Genomic DNA, 15959 nt, shown 5'->3' on the forward strand with positions numbered 1-15959 from the left:
TAGCGAGTGCGGAAAGCGCGAAACAGCTCCTAAAAATAAAATAATAAAAAAGGCTCTACAAATTGTGTAAAGCCTTTCTATTTTTAATAAGAACTGGTCTTATTCTTCAATTTTCTCTTGGTCTTCGTCATCCTTTTTATCGGGGAAAATCAGGGATAAAATCACTGAAATTACCAAAACTCCTCCAACGATTCCCAAAGAAACCGGAGACGGAATATGAATCCACGGTGCAATCAGCATTTTTACTCCGATGAACGATAAAATAACTGCCAAACCGTAAGGCAATTTGCTGAACATATGAATGAAATTCGCCAACAGGAAATACAACGATCTTAATCCTAAAATTGCGAAAATATTCGATGTGTAAAGGATAAACGGATCATTGGAAATCGCGAAGATTGCCGGAATGGAATCTACTGCAAAAAGTACATCCGTAAACTCAATTACGGCTACAACAACCAAAAGCGGGGTTGCCATTTTTATTCCGTTCTGTACCGTAAAGAATTTGTCGCCCACGTAATTGTCTGAAACTTTCCAGAATCTCTTAATCAGTCGTGCTCCTGCGGTATTGCTGTAATCTTCTTCGTCATCATCGTCTCCGTCGCCCCACGATTTTATTCCTGCATACACAAGGAACAACCCGAATAAAGTCATTACAATATTGATTTTTACCGGATGTCCGAAAATATTCATTTCAGGAAGGTAAGTAAGGTTGATTAATCCGACACCCGCAAAAATGAAAATTGCCCTGAAAATCAATGCTCCGATAATTCCCCAGAAAAGAACTTTGTGGTGGAGGTATTTCGGAACTTTAAAAAATCCGAAAACCAGAATGAATACAAATAAGTTATCCACCGAAAGTGCCTTCTCAATCCAGTAAGCCGCCTGATACTGCGTGAATTTCTCTACTGCCAAAGCATGACTTTCGGGACTTCCGTCTGTATTGAAAACCCAATAAACCACACCAGAGAATACCATAGACAGTGAGATCCATACGATTGACCAGATTGTAGCTTCCTTGGAAGAAACTTCATGACTTTTTTTGTTGAAAACTCCTAAATCCAGAAGCAACATGATAACTACCGTTACCGCAAATCCCCAAACCAGACCGGGATGAAGATCTAAAATACCTTGATGTTTGTCCACTTTTTTATGTGCTTATTATACGATAAAAGCAATATTTGTACGGGTACAAGTATTGCTAAATTTTATTTCTATTTTAAAATTTCATTCAACAGTTAATAAGTTTTGGCTAAAGCCGGATTGGAAACCTATTTTTAATGCAAACGGGCTAAAGCCCGTTCCTATTGAATATTAATATTTTACAAATATTTCTGCTTTACAGTTTCTATTGTTTCCTGTAATTTTCTGTCTGCTGTAGGATCTCCGATCGCGTTGAACTTCCATTCTCCGTTTCTTTTGTAGAAAACGCCCATTACCATGGCAACGTGACCTTTGAAAGAAGCATCATTCGCAATATCATATTTTGCAAAAACTTCTCTTACGTTGGTTGGCGTTCCTTCATAAATTCTGATGGATGCGAAAGGAATAGTCCCGAAATCCTGACCTTTATAACTGTTCAGAACCAAAGCAACGTGTTCTACATTGGAATCCAGATTGCTGAAATCCACAGTAATCACCTCATTGTCAAGACCGTCATCTCCATTTACGTCTCCTGTTAAATCGTCTCCGCTGTGTCTTACCGAACCGTTTTTGGATTTTAAGTTTCCGAAATAGATTACTTCTGTCGCGTTTTTATTGGAATCGTATAAAATACAGCTTCCGTCTAAATCTACTGCTTCTTTTGTAACGCCTCCGAAGAATCCTTTCTTCTCGATTGCTCCCCAGTTGATTCCTACACAAGCCTGTGTAAGCGTGGTTCCGTTTTCCTTCGTTAGGTTTATTCTCTGACCTTTTTGTAAGTTAATAGCCATTGTTATATTTTGTTTTAGTTCTAATTTTAATTTTTTTTACTGTGCTTAGTTTAAACGCAAAGACTCGCAAAGATTTTTTTAAATTTATTCTGCATATTTTTGTTCGCAAAGGGCGTTTCACTCAGCAAATGATAGCAGTACAGTGAAAAAGTTCGTAAAGAATTGAATTTATTAAAACTTTTTACTTTTTACTAATTATTTAAATTTAAATTCAGCATTGCACGAAGAATATTGGTTTCTTCATTGATGTCGAACATTTTGCTCATCACGTCGGTATTTTCAAGATTTTTAAGATAATCTTTCAATACTGAAATCACCTGCTCCGGTAATGTTTTTTTCCTTTCGTTCATTGTCTCTTCCAATTGTTCGTTTTTTCTTTTTAGCTGATAAACAATTGTTCCCTGATTCGATTCATTTGGCATTGTATCTAGTTTTTCCAGTTTTTTAGGATCAATTAAATACATTTTTCTGCCTTCGATATCAAAAATGAAGTGATCGTCGGACTGGAAGATTTTAAATAATTCATATTCGTTTCCCGTGATGACATATCCGCATACAAAACGAACCTTAAAGTTCTGAATATTAAGCCTTCCCAGTAATTTCCTTTCAATCTGATAATCCTGATACTGATAGGCAAGAAAAGAACCGGATTTCAGCAATTCTTCATCAACATTCGAACGGTAGAATTCTGCCGCATATTTTTTGTAGAAATACAGAACATTATCCCAGTTTGCCCGAAATTTATCTTCCGTAAGATCATTATACAGACTTTTCAGTTGATTGGAAAAGATCCCGCTGTACATTTTACGGTCTGTTTCGAAACCGTCTACCCGCTTTTCTTCAAAACCGGAAATGTATTTGCCGTTAACATCAATTTCATTAAGCACCGCCAACATCTCATTTTCCTTCTGCCTTTTAATTTTGGTTAAAAGCTCAATAAGACTGTCGGTATACTGAAGATGAAAAAGTTCCAGTTTGCTGTAATCGAGTCCTTTATTTTCCTGAAAAAGATTATGGATAATATCCGTCTTAATGTAGATCGAAATTATATCAACATTTTCAAAAAAATTTGCAAGAAGTTTAAGTTTGGTTAATCTTCTTTTGCTTTGCGACAATATGTTTACAGCATCATCATTCACTTTTCATCTCTCATTCTTATCCTCTTACGTTTGCTTTTAATTCGTGTTCCAGAGTCATCAGATCCTGATCCAGCTTTCTTCTTCCTTCTGCTCCCTGTTTTTGGATCTGCTTTACTTCGTTTAATGTATTGATTAATTTTGAAGTTGTTTCTCTTAATGTTTCCACAGAAACGATCGTCTGTTCATTAGCTCTTGCTACATTAATGGAGTTCTGCCCCAAACGTTCTGCATTTTTTCTTAAAATTTCTTCCGTCGTAGCCGAAACTTTCTGCTGAATTTCAATACTTTGCTGCTGTCTGTACATCGCTACTGCCAGTGAAAGCTGATTTTTCCAGAGCGGTAAAGTCGTCGTTAAAATCGTCTGTGCTTTTTCTGCAATCGAAACGTTGTTGTTCTGAACGAGTCTGATCTGCGGAAGCGACTGCATCATGATTAATCGAACCACCTTCAGATCGGCTAATCTTCTGTCTAATCTTGCGATAAAATCTCTCTTATCCGCAATCTGATAATCCTGAAATTCCTGCGTATTGGCTTCCATATGCGCTAATTCGGCTCCGGCTTTTTCCATTCTCAGGTTTCCGACAATCACCAGTTCTTCGATTTGTTTGATCGCGTTGACATTACTTTCGAAAATCGTCTGTAAAACTGCATTATCTTTCGTTGAAGTAATGATTCCTGCATTTACTTTATAAGCAATCTGATCGATATTGTTGATGATTTTATCATATTTGGCAAATAAATTCTCAATCTGCGTCATGACACTTTTCATGAAAGGCAATTTGCTTAAAAAACTTTTGAATTTATTTTGATTTAATTCTTCAACATCTACATAATTCAGCTCGACTAATAAATTATTAATCAATTCACCTACTTCTCCGGAATTTGATCTCCTTACATTTCCAAGGAAACTGTCACTCTGATTCGACAATGTTCTCTGAAGATCGGCTCCAAAGTTAACGATAGATCCCGGGTTAGTTTCGTCGATAGAATCTGCCAGAACTTCGTATTTTTTACGTTCTTCTGCCTGTAACTGCGTAAGATTTACATTTCCATCCCTGTCTACTAATGGTGCAGGAGGCGTACTTGGCGTTGCCATACTCGGCGGCGGCGCCATCGGAGTAGGTTCGAATGTCTTTAAAGGTTCGATCGATCCAAGCGGATCTATAGGTTGATTTTCCTGATTGTCCATAATAGATTATTGATAGATTGATACAAATTTTTCTAGACCTTCTCTCTGTCCGCTTCCTACCGCTTCAAATTTCCATTCGCCGTTTCTGTTGTAGATTCTTCCGAATTCCACTGCCGTTTCAATAGAGAAATCTTCGTCCAATTCATATTTTAAAATTTCTTCGTTGGTATCTGTATTGAAAATTCTGATGAAAGAATTTCTTACCTGTCCGAAGTTCTGTCTTCTTGAATCCGCATCGTGAATGGTTACCACAACAGTAATTTCTTTCACGGCAGGATCTATTTTAGTAAGATCGATTTTAATCTGCTCATCATCTCCTGTTCCGTCACCTGTCAAGTTATCACCAGAGTGAATCACTGCTTTGTCCGGAGACTCCAGATTGTTGTAAAAGATGAAGTGATTATCTGAAATTAACTTTTTGTTTTCACCTAATAAAAATAAAGAAGCATCCAAATCGAAAGCCGTTCCGGTAGATGTATTGTTAATGTCCCATCCAAGACCAACCGTAAATTTCGGTGCGTTTATATTTTCTCTCTGTCCTTTCTGTAAGTTAATAGCCATAATATAATTCGGTTTGTGTTAAAGTGTTTATATTGTTTTCGTATTCTTTTATTAAATGATAATTATTGCTGATTGCCAGTTCCAGCAGGTTATCCATCAGTTCCTTTTTTACTTTAGACGAAAGATACTCAAAATTACCTGAATCTAAGCCTAAAATATATTTTACAATTCGTGTATTAAACTGAAAACTAGGCTTCCCCATTACTTCTGCGATATCTTGTACATTTTTTACCGCGTAATAATTAAAGTAATTTTCAATCTTAGGATCGAGATCAAAATTCATCAGCTCAGCATAATACATGAATAAAAAATCTGCCTCTACATTATATTCATCAAGAATTTTATTCACCGTAAATTCATGGCTTCCTGTTATTTTAATATCATCTATAAAAATACAAAGTTTTCCTCTAAGAAAATCTTTATCTAGATAATAGGTGTCGTTAGCAATAAGATTTTTACGGTCTTCAAAACTTAAATTTCCATAATCTGTCGTGTAGGTATGATTTCTGTTAATTTTCGATAAAATGCTTGATTTTTTTCCTTTCTGAAACAAATAAAAATCCAGATGCTTTTTAAAGTAAAAACATAAAAAATTAGACGCTGTAGGAATTGCCATGTAAGGACTTGGCAATACCACAATTTCTTTATCTGTGTTTAAAATATCTTCATGTCCGGAAATAAATCCTTCGAACAGTTCTTTTGCAAATTTTTCAGCATACGACTTATCGCCATATTTGAAATAGCTGTATTCTTCGGGTGAAAAAGTAAATTCATCCGCCGAATGAATGTGGTGTAAGCTGTACCTCTTGTTCATAATTATATTTTGGGTATAAGTAAGTGTGCATTGAAACCAAAATCCTTTGCGCCTTTATAATCCGCGACAGGATTATCCCCGATATGTAAAACCTGTTTTACATCTAAATCCTGATTGGGAAGTAAATTTTTCACTTCCTGAAAGATTTTGGGATCGGGTTTTGAGCAGTTCATTTCATCAGAATAAATGTGGAAATCAATATACTGATCGAGGTTTTCACTGATCAGGAATTTTCTCATGGTTTTTCCTTTAATAAAACCTGTATTGCTTAGAATATTGATTGTTTTTCCCTGATTTTTAATTTCATCAAAAAACTGATGCAAATTTTCAAAAATCACAACAGGTTTATATTCCAGAAACAGATCTTCACTTTTCTGATAGAATTGATTTAACTGATCTTTATTCAATTGTTTTACATCTACTTCCAGTGCATTTAAAATTAATAAATAAATTTCAAAAGTGTCAACATTTCCTCCAATTACCTCATTGATAGAATTGCAAAGATCATCATAATATTTTACAACTTTCGCAACTTCATCAATTGGTTTTTTTACGTCAAAAAATGAGGAGAACAGCTCAACTCTTTTTGCTTTAAATTCAGGATGAGATTTTATTAAAGTAAGCCACAAATCAAAGGAAAAATGGGAGTGATTGTGGATGTCTATATCTGTTTTCAAAATGGTTTAGTTAAAATTTTTATTTAGCTTTTTCCTGAAAAAGATGTTTTAAATGGTTATTATTTTCTTTCATCTGTTCGTGTTCAAAATACAATTCCTTTCAAAGATAGAATTTTTAAATTAATGTGTAAATGTAGTTTGATGTTTTAAGAAATTTTTATGATTTTCCGTAATATTTGTTATTGAAAAATTCTTTTTTTTAAACACAAAGTCCTCAAAGATTTTTTTATAATTATCGTGGGTATTTTTCGTTCGCAAAGGCGTTTCACTCAGCCAAGACTTGATGCTATCATTTGCTGAACGAAGTGCCTTGGCGAACGAAAATGTCTTCAAAGGATTGAACAAAACCTGGCGATCCTCGCGTTAAAAATAATTCAGCAAATAATGTCTTTAAATTTTCAATTTTTCAGTCGTTTAAAAAAAATAAAAAAAAGTTTTTGCTGTTAAAATATTTTTTTTAGTTTTGCAACCGGTTAACAATCAACAATGTCAACAAAAATGATAAATATAATCACTTTAAGCAATCCTATCAGAGCTGTGTACTTTGGTAGCACTAAATATTTATCTGAATAACGACCGACCTTATAAAACTAAAATATAAAGAAGGCCTGTCTGTTTCAGATAGGTCTTTTTTGCTACCCTACTTTTCAGCTTTTACATTCGGAAAGGTTGTCTATTTTTTTAACGCAAAGAAAAATTTTCTTACTGAATAAGAAAGTGAGCAAAGATTTTAATCAATAAATTGATTTTAAGAAGCTGGCTTCATCAGCGACTTTGTCGCAACTCTTTGCTCTCTTAAATAAAAACAGTTTTCAAAGAACTTTGCGTTTTAAAACATTTTACAACCTTAAAATCAATAATTTAAATTAAACAAAATGAAATACAACACACGAAATATAGGGATTATAGCACACGTTGATGCAGGAAAAACAACACTTACGGAAAGACTTCTTTATTACACGGGAATGATTCATAAAATCGGAAATGTGGACGAAGGAAATACCACAATGGATAAAGACATCCAAGAGAAAAACAGGGGAATTACGATTTCTTCGGCTGCAATTTCTACCCAGTGGAAAAAAGATGAAAATGTCTTCAATATCAACATTATTGATACTCCGGGACACATTGATTTTGCGGTGGAAGTTGAACGCTCTTTACGCGTTCTGGACAGCGTTGTAGCAGTTTTCTGTGCTTCTTCGGGAGTTCAGCCACAAACGGAAAATGTCTGGTTCCAAGCTGAGAAACATGGAATTTCAAAGATTTGTTTCATTAATAAAATGGACAGAATCGGGGCAGATTTTTTTGCAGTTTTAAATGAAATTAAAACAAAACTGAATGCGGTTCCTTTAGCTTTACAAATTCCGATGGGTTCTGAAGACAGTTTCGAAGGTGTTATCGATTTAATTAAGCAAAAAGCGCTGTACTGGATGGATGAAAACGGAGAAACCATTATTGAAAAGGAAATTCCGGAACTTTACAACGCTGAAGCTCATGAATGGAGAATGAAACTAATGGAAACTTTAGCCGAATCTGACGAACAGTTTTTTGAATATTTTCTGGATTCTGAAACAAAAATTTCTGAAGAAATGATCACTGAAGCCATAAAAAGAGCTTGTCAGTCAAGAAATTCAGTTCCTGTTTTATGTGGTTCTGCATTCAAAAACAAGGGAGTACAACCTTTGCTTAATGCGATTGTAAGTTATCTTCCTGCGCCGGATCAGTTGCCTTCCGTGAAAGGAAAAGATGCGAAAACGGAAGAAACGGTGGAACTGGAAAGAAATGAAGAGGAAATGTTTTCAGGATTGGTTTTCAAAGTGGTGATTGATAAACATATGGGTAAACTTTCGATGTTGAGAATTTATTCGGGAAGTATACAATCCGGTGATACGGTTCAGAACGTAAGAACGGGTGAAAGTTTCAGAATTTCAAGGATTTTGCAGATGCAGTCGGACAAAACGATAACGGTTGAAGAAGGAAAAGCGGGGGATATTGTGGCTTTAACCGGAATAAAAGATGCGAAAACCGGAGATTCTTTATCTTCTGTTGAACGGGCTGTTTTGCTTGAATCCATTACGATTCCGGCTCCGGTAATCAGGGTTTCTATTGAACCGAAAACAAATGCAGATGAAAAATCTTTCGGATTGGTTTTAGCGAAAATTCAGGAAGAAGATCCATCGTTGGTTGTTGAAAGAGACCGACAAACGGGAGAAACTTTACTGAGCGGTTTGGGAGAACTGCATCTTGAAGTTACTTTAGAAAAAATCAGGTTGAATCACGGAATTGAAATCAATCAGGGAAAACCTAAAGTTTCGTATAAAGAAATTTTAACGGAAACCAGAACGCACCGTGAAAAACTTGTGAAACAGAACGGTGGAAGCGGACAGTTTGCGGACATCACGTTTGAAATCGGACCGAGAAATGATGGTGGAATCGGTTTGGAATTCATCAATCAGATCAAAGGCGGAGTGATTCCGAATGAATTTGTTCCGTCTGTTGAAAAAGGTTTCCGTGAGGCAATGGAAAACGGAGCATTACAGGGCTATCCTCTGGAAAGCATGAAAGTTACGCTTCTTGACGGATCTACTCACAGTAATGATTCTCATGCTCAGGATTTTGAAATGGCTGCGAGAGACGGTTTCAGGGAAATAGGAAAATCCTGTAAGCCTAAATTAATGGAACCTATCATGAAAGTTGAGATTCAGACGATTGAGGATTATACCGGAGCGGTGACTGCGGATATCAACAAACGAAGAGGAATCATCATCTCAATTGATGAAAAATCGGGAAGAAAAATTTTCACGGCAGAAGTTCCTTTAGCTTCTACTTTCGGATATATTTCTGATCTGAGAACGTTGACGAGCGGAAGAGCTTCGATCAGCATGAAGTTGTCGCACTATGCTTTGGTGCCTGATTTCATCGCGAATACATTAGTAACCTAAAAGACAAGGGCTGTAAATTTATTTTTGCAGTCCTTGTTTGGGTTATTGAGGTGAATTATCAATAATGAATTGTTTTTTCTCCCGCAGATTTTTCAGATTATGCAGATTTTTATTCCCAACAGATGTTTGCATGAATTTTAAATTTCCATCATCACGCTTCCAGTTTATTTCCCACAGATTACACAGATTTTTTCAGATGTTTGCGGAGTATTTCTAAACTTCCATCATCGCACTTCCATCTTCCATCTTCCCGCCAAACAATCTTCTCAACCACTCAAACTCTCCCACACTCCAACTCAAAAACCCTCCTACTTCTCCGGCATCACTTTATACGTTGGATCATCCTGAATATTCACTTCAATTACAGCTTCTGCGTTTCTCAGCATTTTGCGGCAGTCTTCACTTAGGTGTCTTAAATGCAGTTTTTTATTTTGTTGCGTATATTTTTTGGAGAGTTTATCTAGAGCGTCAATTGCACTCATATCTACAATGCGGCTTTCTTTAAAATCGATGACTACCTGATCCGGATCATTTACAGGATCAAACTTATCAATAAATGTTGTAACCGAGCCAAAGAACAGCGGTCCTAAAATCTGATAATATTTAACCCCATTTTCATCTGTATATTTTCTGGCACGGATTCTTTTCGCATTGTCCCACGCAAAAACAAGGGCAGAAATGATTACCCCTACCAAAACCGCCAAAGCCAGATTGTGAAGAATAATGGTAATTAAGGCTACTGTAATTCCGACAAAAATATCGGATTTCGGCATCTTGTTAATGATGCTTATGGAAACCCACTGAAAGGTACTGATCGCAACCATCATCATGACACCAACCAAAGCTGCCATCGGAATTTTTTCAATAAACGGGGCTCCTACTAAAATAATTACCAATATGGTTAGGGATGCGATAATTCCGGAAAGTCTGGCTTTGGAACCTGCATTCAGATTCACTAAAGTCTGCGCAACCATTGCACAGCCTCCCATTCCGCCGAAAAAACCGTTGGTAACGTTGGCCAAACCTTGTGCTACCGCTTCTTTATTCGTATTTCCTTTTGAATTGGTAATTTCATCTACCATAGATAAAGTAAGCAAAGATTCAATTAAGCCAACTCCTGCCATAATTAAGGCGTAAGGAAAAATAATCTGTAAAGTTTCTAATGAAAATGGTATTTCCGGAATATGAAAAACGGGTAAGCTTCCGCTGATACTGGCAATATCCGAAACCGTTTTTGTATGGATTCCAAAGCCTAAAACCACAGCAAAAACAATTAAAATTGCGATTAAAGAACTTGGAAGGGCTTTAGTAATTTTCGGGAAAAAGTAAACGATAGCAATCGTTAAAGCAGTTAAACCTAACATAATATATAAGGAAGAACCCTGCAGCCAAGTCACAACACCATTTGCATCGGTAATTTTAAACTGTTCTACCTGTGCCATGAAAATGATAACAGCAAGACCGTTCAGGAAACCGTACATTACGGGCTGCGGAATTAATCTTACGAATTTTCCAAGTCTGAAAACGCCGACCAGCATCTGAAAAATTCCGGCTAAAGCTACAGTTGCAAATAAATATTCTACTCCGTGAGTTTTGATGAGTGCAATTAAAACAACGATGGTTGCTCCTGCTCCACCGGAAACCATTCCAGGACGACCTCCGAAAATAGCAGTTACCAATCCCATCATAAAGGCGGCGTATAATCCCGTTAAAGGAGAAAGTCCGGCAAGAATGGCAAATGAAAGAGATTCGGGAATCATGGTCATTGCCACCGTAAATCCGGCAAGAAGTTCGTTTTTGAAATTTATTTTTTGAGAAAAATCGAAAAGTTTAAGAGAATTTTCCATTGGAAAAGTAATGTTTAAGGATTTAATGATATTTTAAAAACAGAAATTGCTGTTTTCTTTTTTAGAAAACAGTTTTATTAAATTTATCAAATCCTTAAGGCGGTGTAACTTCGGATGAAGTTTTTGTTTTTATTTGCATACTATCTGCAAAGATATTGACTAAAAATTTCTCAGACAATTTTTACCTTACTTACTTTAAATATTTCACAATATGTTTCCTGTAAAATTATGTTCTCCACAATTATTTCAGAATGTAATATTTCACAACACATACCACATATTTCATTAAACTTTAACTAAAAATAGTATTTCATGAAATTTTATCCCTCATTCTTTTGGACTGAATCCAATTTTTTCTATATTTGATTTCAGAGAAGTTAGTATTTTTTCTAAATATTTAATTCAATTATTGATGATTAATTAATTACAGAAAGAAAATTATCTTAAATTATAAAAAAAGGCGTTTACATGATGATAAAGTAGATGATAAAGTAATGGAAATTAGTATTGGTGCTTAGAAAAAGTCGGGATAATTAAAGTTTACTGAACAAAGTAATGAGGATCTGAAATACATGAGGGTACTGCAAAATAAAGCATAAATTCCTGGTTTTACATTTCTATATCTTCTATTTACAAGTAAATTCTATCCAAATTTTTGTGTGTAAATAAGTATTGCGCCAATTATTAAACGGGCTTAACGTAATAAATCGTGCTAAAGTTTTCATATTTTTTCTATATTTTATAATTTCGGACTGCAAATTGCTTATTAATCACTAAGGCTTAAAAACACCTATGCTATACAAAGACATACATATAGGACAATTTATTAAAGAAAGAGCTAACGAACTGGAAGTTAGCAAAGAAAGAATGTGCAGTTTTCTTAAAAAAGACGAGGAAGCTATCGATAAAATCTTCGAAAGTGCATCGGTAGAAACAGATCTTTTATTAAGATGCTCTAAACTTCTGGAGTATGATTTCTTCAGAATTTACAGTTCGCACCTTATTTTATATGCGCCTCCTTCTGCTGTTGATAAGGTAAAAAATCCGAAATCGGATAAGATTCCTTATTTCAGAAAAAATATTTATACTCAGGAGATCAAAGAATTCATCATCGGAAAAATACAATCCGGAGAGATGACTCATAATGAAATCATCCAAGAGTATTCAATCCCTAAAAGTACGCTTCACCGATGGCTGCAAAAAATTTAAAAAAACATCCCATGCGTCCAAATTATACGAAGATTTATCAGGATATGCTTAAAGAAAAAGATCCTGATAAACTGAATGATCCCAAAGTTCAGCGTCTGATAAAAAATTTAAAAACCACTGAAGATGTTTTGAATTTTAATGAATTGGTTTTCAAGCAATCAAAAGAAAGCCTTGAGAAAAATCAGAAACTGAAGACTTATGATAAGAAAACGATGCTAAAACTTTTACAGTATCAAAACAAGCATAATTTTTCTACGAATTATATGTCGAAAAAGTATAAAATCAGCAGAACGACCATTGCAAAATGGAAAAAAACGTTTGAAGAAGAATACGAAAAAATTACTTCAAAGAACTGATTTCAAAATAAAAAAATCCGAAAAGCATACTGTTTTTCGGATTTTTAATATAAAGATTACAGACGAGAAAAGAAAAGCGGGGCATCGTTCTGCCGGAGTCGAACCGGATAATCTTGCCGGAACATCCGACTTCATTATTCCTCCCCTTCGATTGGTGACGAAGTATCTTTTCTCTACGACACTTTATATTTTAAAACAAGGCAACAACCAGAAAGTGCAATGTCGTGCTCTAACCAACTGAGCTACTTTTCCTATTTTAATTTTGTGTTTTTTAAACTGTGGAAAAGGCGGGACTCGAACCCGCGACCCCGTCGTGATGAGCGAAGTAACACTATTCTACGGTACTTGTATATTATAAAAACAGATAAGGTAAAAGGCGAAAAAGGTATTTTTGCTCTTATGAGCGCCGCTCTTACCCGATTTGGGCAGGGAGCCGGCAATTCTACATCTGCGAGAGACTTGCGCTTTCTTTCGAAAACTTTTGCCCAGTTGGTTTTCAACCCAACCTCACCAGTTCGGTCGCCCGAATTACGCTACCTTAGGACCGTTATAGTTACGAAGTAACCTTTCTCTACGACACTTATCTGTAAGTTTTTAAAATTAAAAAAGAGGCAAAAGACGAGAAAACTCTTTATTATAAATCATTTTCAGATTTATTCTGGAGTCGAACCAACATCATTAAGATTAACCGAAGTAAGTTTTCTCTAACGGCACTCTTTATTTTATCAAGGTAAATTTCGTACAGATATTTCTCCGGCGTCTTTACTCAAATTAGACGACAGTTTTTTAGTTACTGACAGGCATCGAACCTGCATTTCCGGTTTGGAACGAAGTATTTCTGTACTACGACACCCGATATTTTTAAATTTTCAATAAAAAGAGGCAAAAGGCGAAAAGACAGACATGCACCTGATCCCTACTGTTATTCAGGAAATTGCACTTGTTTTTTAGATTTTTTTGGTCTAAATAATTGCTGTTCGAAGTAAGCCTTTTCTACGGCACTCTTTTGTTTTTTAAATCAAGGTAATAATGTGAGAATCTTTCAGTGCTTTTGCTCTACCGTCTGAGCTACATCTCGTTTACAACAGAGAAGACAGGAATCGAACCTGCGACCCAAAGATTAAATATCGAAGTATAATTCTGAAACGACACTTGATTTTTTATTTTATATTTTCAAAGTTTTAGTTTTTACAATTTAAAATCGAGCAAAATTTTGAAAGAGACTTTTTCAGTTTGGATTCGAAGGAACTCTTTCTTACGGCATCGATTATTTTTAAGTTTTTATGGTTATTGTTTTTTGTTACTGCAAAATTATTGCATTGGTACGCAATCTTTTTACGCAGTTAAAATTATTTAAAAAAAAAACCAAGTAACATGGTATAAGAGTTTTTGATATCAATTCAAATTTTAAGTAAGACGATGGAACTCTTATGATGACGACATTGGTTGTTTAAAACCGGGCAATGTAACGAAAAGACTCTTGTTCAAGTCGAAATCGAAGGAATTCTTTTCTTACGGCACCGATAATTTTTTTAAAGTAAGGTAAAAAATCAAACAGAATTTTTTATTGTTGTGTGTTTCTTTTTACACCATTCCGAATTCCGGAAACAGGATTTTTACCTGCAATACAACTCTGCTCAGTACGAAGTAATTCTGTTTTACGACACTTACTTTTTGGTTTTCCATTGGGTTTTTCTGTATTTTTTCCAATTTCTCTGAAACTTAATCTCTTTTGAATTAATGGTTTCATAACCATGTGGAAAACAATAAGAACACCCCATTTCATTTCCATATAAAATTCTGGAAATCTGCACATTTGAAATTTTCTTCGGAAAGTCAACTAATCCAAATTCATTGTATCCGAAAGACTTCTTTAATGTTTTAATTTTTTTCATAAGTATTGAGTATTTAACCTCAATACAGTGTTCCTTTAAGCCATTTTTTATAGTAATTCATGGTTATCTGTTTTTGTTGATGCAAAATTATTGCGTTAGTGCGCATTCTTTTTACGCAGTTGAATTTATTTTGAAAATATTGAACCGATAATCTCTCCCAGCTTAACAAGTCCTAAAAATGGAAGTAAAATAATTCCTCCAATGAGCAAATAAAATCCTACATTACTAAAAAAGCTGTCTTTAGATTCCGTATAATTTCCTTTTTCTCTTTGCTTTCTTTTAAAATCAGGAATATGTTTTGTTTTCTTAAAGCTGTCTGTTTCCAATTGTTTCAGAATATTTTTTGCGTAATCTGAAAGCTGAGTTTTATCTCCCCTAAAAACAATATCTTTTAAGATAGCATTTCCGGAATTGCTTAATGAATTCCTGTACATCTCAACTGCTTCTTTCATTTCGAAATTCTGAGGTTCAGATAAGATCCAAAACTTTCCGGCTTCATCTTTAAACCCTGAATCATAATAAATCTGAGCCAGTTTATCTCTCAAAGAAAGATCGTTGGGAAACTCATTGATCAGATTTCGAAGTCTGTCGCAGGCTTTTTTCTTTCTTCCCGCCTTAAGATCCTGTTCAATTCTGTAAAAAATAGTTCCCATTATTTATAATTATTCATTTGTTCGTTTTGAATTTGTTCCTATTTCAAACAGTAGAATCTTCTTAACGTTCGTATAGCTTATTTTCTTTACGCCTCCATTTCCTAAGTCGGTTTTTAAATTTATATTTCTGTCAAAAGCTTAATAACTCTATTATTGAAATGTATTTGCCGTTCTTTTATTTTGTTAATTTCAATTTGCAAATCTAATTCATCAACTTCAAAAACAGATTGTATATGTTCCAATTCACGTAACATACTGTCTGTGTAATCTGAAAATTCAATTTTTCCTTCAAATTTTCTGTAATAAACATACGGATGCCCAATCCATAACTGTGACCAATCTGATGAACTATTTTCGAAAATATATTCCCAATTTTTGATATCCTCAAGATCTGCACAACATTGTGGCTCAAGGAGAAGTTCATTGTCTTTCTTTAAAAGAATTCCTCCATCAAAAAGCATCAAGTAATTTTCTTCTTCAATATCTATATCTCTATCATCGAAAACTATTTTTAAAATAATCTTCAGATTTTCATCGTCAATTGTTTCAATATCTACGAAATAAGAATCTTCCTCGATTAATTTTAGATTAAGATCTAAAGTAGATATTGCTTTTTGCCATCTATCATCCCGTTCTTCAGAACTTGAAGAGTCTGATAATTCAGGAATCTCATAGTCTTCCTGAGAATATTTAAAGGGATTGATTTCAATAACGTTAAAAAGTTGTATCATTTTTACATTTTT

14 protein-coding genes are annotated in these 15959 nt (G+C 34.7%); 3 read left to right on the forward strand and 11 right to left on the reverse strand.

The window, feature by feature from the left end; genetic code table 11:
• Window positions 1–99 precede the first annotated feature (99 nt).
• From QWT87_RS20200 to QWT87_RS20230, 7 genes are all read right to left on the reverse strand, one after another.
• Window positions 100–1146: a TerC/Alx family metal homeostasis membrane protein gene (locus tag QWT87_RS20200; RefSeq protein ID WP_302718449.1), complete on the reverse strand. Its 1047-nt coding sequence runs from the start codon at window positions 1144–1146 to the stop codon at window positions 100–102.
• Between the two features lie 176 nt (window positions 1147–1322).
• A complete protein-coding gene (locus QWT87_RS20205; RefSeq protein WP_076392787.1) occupies window positions 1323–1934 on the reverse strand; it encodes a TerD family protein in 612 nt (203 codons plus the stop codon).
• Between the two features lie 191 nt (window positions 1935–2125).
• Complete coding sequence (locus QWT87_RS20210; protein WP_302718450.1) at window positions 2126–3073, reverse strand: hypothetical protein; 948 nt, start codon at window positions 3071–3073, stop codon at window positions 2126–2128.
• Between the two features lie 16 nt (window positions 3074–3089).
• A complete protein-coding gene (locus QWT87_RS20215; RefSeq protein WP_302718452.1) occupies window positions 3090–4262 on the reverse strand; it encodes a toxic anion resistance protein in 1173 nt (390 codons plus the stop codon).
• A 6-nt stretch (window positions 4263–4268) separates the two neighbouring features.
• Window positions 4269–4823, reverse strand: coding sequence for a TerD family protein (locus QWT87_RS20220; RefSeq protein ID WP_302718453.1), 555 nt, complete (start codon window positions 4821–4823; stop codon window positions 4269–4271).
• On the reverse strand, window positions 4813–5637 hold the full coding sequence (locus tag QWT87_RS20225; protein WP_271246440.1) for a phosphoribosyltransferase family protein: 825 nt from the start codon (window positions 5635–5637) through the stop codon (window positions 4813–4815). Before QWT87_RS20225 ends, QWT87_RS20220 begins: the two co-directional genes overlap by 11 nt.
• A gap of 2 nt (window positions 5638–5639) precedes the next feature.
• A complete protein-coding gene (locus QWT87_RS20230; protein ID WP_302718454.1) occupies window positions 5640–6314 on the reverse strand; it encodes an HAD family hydrolase in 675 nt (224 codons plus the stop codon).
• 875 nt (window positions 6315–7189) lie between these two features.
• Between QWT87_RS20230 and fusA the strand changes: the two genes are divergently transcribed.
• A complete protein-coding gene (gene fusA / locus QWT87_RS20235; protein WP_302718455.1) occupies window positions 7190–9256 on the forward strand; it encodes an elongation factor G in 2067 nt (688 codons plus the stop codon).
• A gap of 308 nt (window positions 9257–9564) precedes the next feature.
• Here fusA and QWT87_RS20240 read toward each other — a convergent pair whose 3' ends face one another.
• Window positions 9565–11103 (reverse strand): SulP family inorganic anion transporter, encoded by a 1539-nt coding sequence (locus QWT87_RS20240; RefSeq protein WP_302718457.1) that lies wholly within the window; start codon window positions 11101–11103, stop codon window positions 9565–9567.
• Window positions 11104–11895: 792 nt separating this feature from the next.
• On the opposite strand from QWT87_RS20240, the gene QWT87_RS20245 reads away from it, so the two are divergent.
• Both QWT87_RS20245 and QWT87_RS20250 read left to right on the forward strand, forming a co-directional pair.
• The gene (locus QWT87_RS20245) at window positions 11896–12312 is read left to right on the forward strand and encodes a transposase (protein ID WP_076392800.1); all 417 of its coding nucleotides are present in this window, start codon (window positions 11896–11898) and stop codon (window positions 12310–12312) included.
• Window positions 12313–12323: 11 nt separating this feature from the next.
• Window positions 12324–12668, forward strand: a complete 345-nt coding sequence (locus tag QWT87_RS20250) for a hypothetical protein (RefSeq protein WP_076393123.1) — start codon at window positions 12324–12326, stop codon at window positions 12666–12668.
• Between the two features lie 1667 nt (window positions 12669–14335).
• Here the strand turns inward: QWT87_RS20250 and QWT87_RS20255 are convergent.
• From QWT87_RS20255 to QWT87_RS20265, 3 genes are all read right to left on the reverse strand, one after another.
• The gene (locus QWT87_RS20255; protein ID WP_273078069.1) at window positions 14336–14563 is read right to left on the reverse strand and encodes a phosphate ABC transporter substrate-binding protein; all 228 of its coding nucleotides are present in this window, start codon (window positions 14561–14563) and stop codon (window positions 14336–14338) included.
• Window positions 14564–14688: 125 nt separating this feature from the next.
• Window positions 14689–15216, reverse strand: a complete 528-nt coding sequence (locus QWT87_RS20260; RefSeq protein ID WP_302718461.1) for a DUF6584 family protein — start codon at window positions 15214–15216, stop codon at window positions 14689–14691.
• Window positions 15217–15335: 119 nt separating this feature from the next.
• A partial coding sequence (locus QWT87_RS20265; protein WP_302718462.1) for a hypothetical protein occupies window positions 15336–15959 on the reverse strand: 624 nt, incomplete at its 5' end.

This window comes from Chryseobacterium urinae (genome assembly GCF_030518295.1).
GTDB lineage: Bacteria > Bacteroidota > Bacteroidia > Flavobacteriales > Weeksellaceae > Chryseobacterium > Chryseobacterium mucoviscidosis.

What these genes read in the sequence shown, in the direction of transcription:
- QWT87_RS20225 (WP_271246440.1), bottom strand. Translation starts at nt 5,637, where the DNA reads ATGAACAAGAGGTACAGCTTACACCACATTCATTCGGCGGATGAATTT.
- QWT87_RS20240 (WP_302718457.1), bottom strand. Translation starts at nt 11,103, where the DNA reads ATGGAAAATTCTCTTAAACTTTTCGATTTTTCTCAAAAAATAAATTTC.
- QWT87_RS20215 (WP_302718452.1), bottom strand. Translation starts at nt 4,262, where the DNA reads ATGGACAATCAGGAAAATCAACCTATAGATCCGCTTGGATCGATCGAA.
- QWT87_RS20205 (WP_076392787.1), bottom strand. Translation starts at nt 1,934, where the DNA reads ATGGCTATTAACTTACAAAAAGGTCAGAGAATAAACCTAACGAAGGAA.
- QWT87_RS20245 (WP_076392800.1), top strand. Translation starts at nt 11,896, where the DNA reads ATGCTATACAAAGACATACATATAGGACAATTTATTAAAGAAAGAGCT.
- QWT87_RS20255 (WP_273078069.1), bottom strand. Translation starts at nt 14,563, where the DNA reads ATGAAAAAAATTAAAACATTAAAGAAGTCTTTCGGATACAATGAATTT.
- QWT87_RS20260 (WP_302718461.1), bottom strand. Translation starts at nt 15,216, where the DNA reads ATGGGAACTATTTTTTACAGAATTGAACAGGATCTTAAGGCGGGAAGA.
- QWT87_RS20220 (WP_302718453.1), bottom strand. Translation starts at nt 4,823, where the DNA reads ATGGCTATTAACTTACAGAAAGGACAGAGAGAAAATATAAACGCACCG.
- fusA (WP_302718455.1), top strand. Translation starts at nt 7,190, where the DNA reads ATGAAATACAACACACGAAATATAGGGATTATAGCACACGTTGATGCA.
- QWT87_RS20250 (WP_076393123.1), top strand. Translation starts at nt 12,324, where the DNA reads ATGCGTCCAAATTATACGAAGATTTATCAGGATATGCTTAAAGAAAAA.